Annotated in this window: 2 rRNA genes; both read right to left on the bottom strand. The window is 57.4% G+C overall.

Features of this window, described 5'->3' with window-relative positions:
• A 23S ribosomal RNA gene (locus IEY78_RS33625) occupies window positions 1-3,073 on the bottom strand; the annotation flags it as partial.
• Window positions 3,074-3,374: 301 nt separating this feature from the next.
• A 16S ribosomal RNA gene (locus IEY78_RS33620) occupies window positions 3,375-4,903 on the bottom strand.
• Window positions 4,904-5,019: the final 116 nt, after the last annotated feature.

The raw sequence follows: 5,019 nt of genomic DNA, 5'->3' as shown, positions 1-5,019 counted from the left end.
GCTTCCATATCTGGCCTATCAACCCAGTCGTCTACTGGGAGCCTTAACCCCTCAAAGGGGGTGGGAGTCCTCATCTCGAAGCAGGCTTCCCGCTTAGATGCTTTCAGCGGTTATCCTTTCCGAACGTAGCCAACCAGCCATGCCCTTGGCAGGACAACTGGCACACCAGAGGTTCGTCCGTCCCGGTCCTCTCGTACTAGGGACAGCCCTTCTCAAGACTCCTACGCGCACAGCGGATAGGGACCGAACTGTCTCACGACGTTCTAAACCCAGCTCGCGTACCGCTTTAATGGGCGAACAGCCCAACCCTTGGGACCGACTCCAGCCCCAGGATGCGACGAGCCGACATCGAGGTGCCAAACCATCCCGTCGATATGGACTCTTGGGGAAGATCAGCCTGTTATCCCCGGGGTACCTTTTATCCGTTGAGCGACGGCGCTTCCACAAGCCACCGCCGGATCACTAGTCCCTACTTTCGTACCTGCTCGACCCGTCAGTCTCACAGTCAAGCTCCCTTGTGCACTTACACTCAACACCTGATTACCAACCAGGCTGAGGGAACCTTTGGGCGCCTCCGTTACCCTTTAGGAGGCAACCGCCCCAGTTAAACTACCCACCAGACACTGTCCCTGATCCGGATCACGGACCCAGGTTAGACATCCAGCACGACCAGAGTGGTATTTCAACAATGACTCCACCATGACTGGCGTCACAGCTTCAAAGTCTCCCACCTATCCTACACAAGCCGAACCGAACACCAATATCAAGCTATAGTAAAGGTCCCGGGGTCTTTCCGTCCTGCTGCGCGAAACGAGCATCTTTACTCGTAATGCAATTTCACCGGGCCTATGGTTGAGACAGTCGAGAAGTCGTTACGCCATTCGTGCAGGTCGGAACTTACCCGACAAGGAATTTCGCTACCTTAGGATGGTTATAGTTACCACCGCCGTTTACTGGCGCTTAAGTTCTCAGCTTCGCCATGACGAATCATGACTAACCGGTCCCCTTAACGTTCCAGCACCGGGCAGGCGTCAGTCCGTATACATCGCCTTACGGCTTCGCACGGACCTGTGTTTTTAGTAAACAGTCGCTTCTCGCTGGTCTCTGCGGCCACCACCAGCTCAGGAAGTAAATTCCATCACCAGCAATGGCCCCCCTTCTCCCGAAGTTACGGGGGCATTTTGCCGAGTTCCTTAACCATAGTTCACCCGAACGCCTCGGTATTCTCTACCTGACCACCTGAGTCGGTTTAGGGTACGGGCCGCCATGAAACTCGCTAGAGGCTTTTCTCGACAGCATAGGATCATCCACTTCACCACAATCGGCTCGGCATCAGGTCTCAGGCTTCAAGCTGTCCGGATTTGCCTAGACAGCGCCCTACACCCTTACCCCGGGACAACCACCGCCCGGGCTGGACTACCTTCCTGCGTCACCCCATCGCTTACCTACTACCACCTTGGATCGGCGGCTCCACCACGTCCCTTTGTCCGAAGACTCCAGGCCGGCTTCACGGCCTTAGCATTAATGGATTCGATACTGGGCGTTTCAAAGCGGGTACCGGAATATCAACCGGTTGTCCATCGACTACGCCTGTCGGCCTCGCCTTAGGTCCCGACTTACCCTGGGCAGATCAGCTTGACCCAGGAACCCTTAGTCAATCGGCGCACACGTTTCCCACGTGTGTATCGCTACTCATGCCTGCATTCTCACTCGTGAACCGTCCACAACTCGTTTCCACGGCTGCTTCACCCGGCACACGACGCTCCCCTACCCATCACAACGGACGTTGGTCCACATGTTGCAATGACACGACTTCGGCGGTGTGCTTGAGCCCCGCTACATTGTCGGCGCGGAATCACTTGACCAGTGAGCTATTACGCACTCTTTCAAGGGTGGCTGCTTCTAAGCCAACCTCCTGGTTGTCTCTGCGACTCCACATCCTTTCCCACTTAGCACACGCTTAGGGGCCTTAGTCGATGCTCTGGGCTGTTTCCCTCTCGACCATGGAGCTTATCCCCCACAGTCTCACTGCCGCGCTCTCACTTACCGGCATTCGGAGTTTGGCTAAGGTCAGTAACCCGGTAGGGCCCATCGCCTATCCAGTGCTCTACCTCCGGCAAGAAACACACGACGCTGCACCTAAATGCATTTCGGGGAGAACCAGCTATCACGGAGTTTGATTGGCCTTTCACCCCTAACCACAGGTCATCCCCCAGGTTTTCAACCCTGGTGGGTTCGGTCCTCCACGAAGTCTTACCTCCGCTTCAACCTGCCCATGGCTAGATCACTCCGCTTCGGGTCTTGGGCACGCTACTCAACGCCCTATTCGGACTCGCTTTCGCTACGGCTTCCCCACACGGGTTAACCTCGCAACATACCGCAAACTCGCAGGCTCATTCTTCAAAAGGCACGCAGTCACGACGCACCGAGCAAGCTCGATGCGCGACGCTCCCACGGCTTGTAGGCACACGGTTTCAGGTACTATTTCACTCCGCTCCCGCGGTACTTTTCACCATTCCCTCACGGTACTATCCGCTATCGGTCACCAGGGAATATTTAGGCTTAACGGGTGGTCCCGCCAGATTCACACGGGATTTCTCGGGCCCCGTGCTACTTGGGTGGTTCTCAAACGAGCCGCTAATGTTTCAGCTACGGGGGTCTTACCCTCTACGCCGGACCTTTCGCATGTCCTTCGCCTACATCAACGGTTTCTGACTCGTCTCACAGCCGGCAGACTGCAAAAGAGAACTCCCACAACCCCAACCACGCAACCCCTGCCGGGTATCACACGTGACTGGTTTGGCCTCATCCGGTTTCGCTCGCCACTACTCCCGGAATCACGGTTGTTTTCTCTTCCTGCGGGTACTGAGATGTTTCACTTCCCCGCGTTCCCTCCACACTGCCTATGTGTTCAGCAGCGGGTGACAGCCCATGACGACTGCCGGGTTTCCCCATTCGGACACCCCCGGATCAAAGCTCGGTTGACAGCTCCCCGGGGCCTATCGTGGCCTCCCACGTCCTTCATCGGTTCCTGGTGCCAAGGCATCCACCGTGCGCCCTTAAAAACTTGGCCACAGATGCTCGCGTCCACTGTGCAGTTCTCAAGCAACGACCAGCCACCCACCACCCCAACCCGAAGGCTGAGTTCACTGGGGCCGGCATCGCGAAGGTCGGACTCACAGTCCGTACCCTCAGATACCCAACAGCGCGCCCGGCCCACCCGATCAATCCCCACGTTCCACGCCGAAGCAGTACTAATGACAACCAACCGAATGTGCCGAATAGTCAACGTTCCACCCATGAGCAACCAGCATCGAACATTCGCCGATGTACTGGCCTCTGACCAACCGAGGTTGGTAAGAAGTGCTCCTTAGAAAGGAGGTGATCCAGCCGCACCTTCCGGTACGGCTACCTTGTTACGACTTCGTCCCAATCGCCAGTCCCACCTTCGACGATTCCCTCCCACAAGGGGTTGGGCCACCGGCTTCGGGTGTTACCGACTTTCGTGACGTGACGGGCGGTGTGTACAAGGCCCGGGAACGTATTCACCGCAGCAATGCTGATCTGCGATTACTAGCAACTCCGACTTCATGGGGTCGAGTTGCAGACCCCAATCCGAACTGAGACCGGCTTTTTGAGATTCGCTCCACCTCGCGGTATCGCAGCTCATTGTACCGGCCATTGTAGCACGTGTGCAGCCCAAGACATAAGGGGCATGATGACTTGACGTCGTCCCCACCTTCCTCCGAGTTGACCCCGGCAGTCTCCTGTGAGTCCCCATCACCCCGAAGGGCATGCTGGCAACACAGAACAAGGGTTGCGCTCGTTGCGGGACTTAACCCAACATCTCACGACACGAGCTGACGACAGCCATGCACCACCTGTACACCGACCACAAGGGGGCGCCTGTCTCCAGACGTTTCCGGTGTATGTCAAGCCTTGGTAAGGTTCTTCGCGTTGCGTCGAATTAAGCCACATGCTCCGCTGCTTGTGCGGGCCCCCGTCAATTCCTTTGAGTTTTAGCCTTGCGGCCGTACTCCCCAGGCGGGGAACTTAATGCGTTAGCTGCGGCACGGACGACGTGGAATGTCGCCCACACCTAGTTCCCAACGTTTACGGCGTGGACTACCAGGGTATCTAATCCTGTTCGCTCCCCACGCTTTCGCTCCTCAGCGTCAGTATCGGCCCAGAGATCCGCCTTCGCCACCGGTGTTCCTCCTGATATCTGCGCATTTCACCGCTACACCAGGAATTCCGATCTCCCCTACCGAACTCTAGCCTGCCCGTATCGAATGCAGACCCGGGGTTAAGCCCCGGGCTTTCACATCCGACGCGACAAGCCGCCTACGAGCTCTTTACGCCCAATAATTCCGGACAACGCTTGCGCCCTACGTATTACCGCGGCTGCTGGCACGTAGTTAGCCGGCGCTTCTTCTGCAGGTACCGTCACTCTCGCTTCTTCCCTGCTGAAAGAGGTTTACAACCCGAAGGCCGTCATCCCTCACGCGGCGTCGCTGCATCAGGCTTTCGCCCATTGTGCAATATTCCCCACTGCTGCCTCCCGTAGGAGTCTGGGCCGTGTCTCAGTCCCAGTGTGGCCGGTCGCCCTCTCAGGCCGGCTACCCGTCGTCGCCTTGGTAGGCCATCACCCCACCAACAAGCTGATAGGCCGCGGGCTCATCCTTCACCGCCGGAGCTTTCCACACGGAGGTCATGCGACCCCGTGTCGTATCCGGTATTAGACCCCGTTTCCAGGGCTTGTCCCAGAGTGAAGGGCAGATTGCCCACGTGTTACTCACCCGTTCGCCACTAATCCCCTCCCGAAGGAGGTTCATCGTTCGACTTGCATGTGTTAAGCACGCCGCCAGCGTTCGTCCTGAGCCAGGATCAAACTCTCCGTGAATGTTTACCCGTAATCGGGTGAAACACACACGAGAGCGGAACAACCAGACGGAATAGGTCCGGTCGTTCACAGCGTCCTCGCTGTGTGTGCCATCCGCACCACATGGGTGCCGATGG

Origin of the sequence: Streptomyces kronopolitis, from assembly GCF_014646275.1 — a bacterium.
Taxonomy (GTDB): Bacteria; Actinomycetota; Actinomycetes; order Streptomycetales; family Streptomycetaceae; genus Streptomyces; species Streptomyces kronopolitis.
Note: the sequence above shows the minus strand (reverse complement) of the source record. Positions and strands in the feature narration are given on the sequence as shown.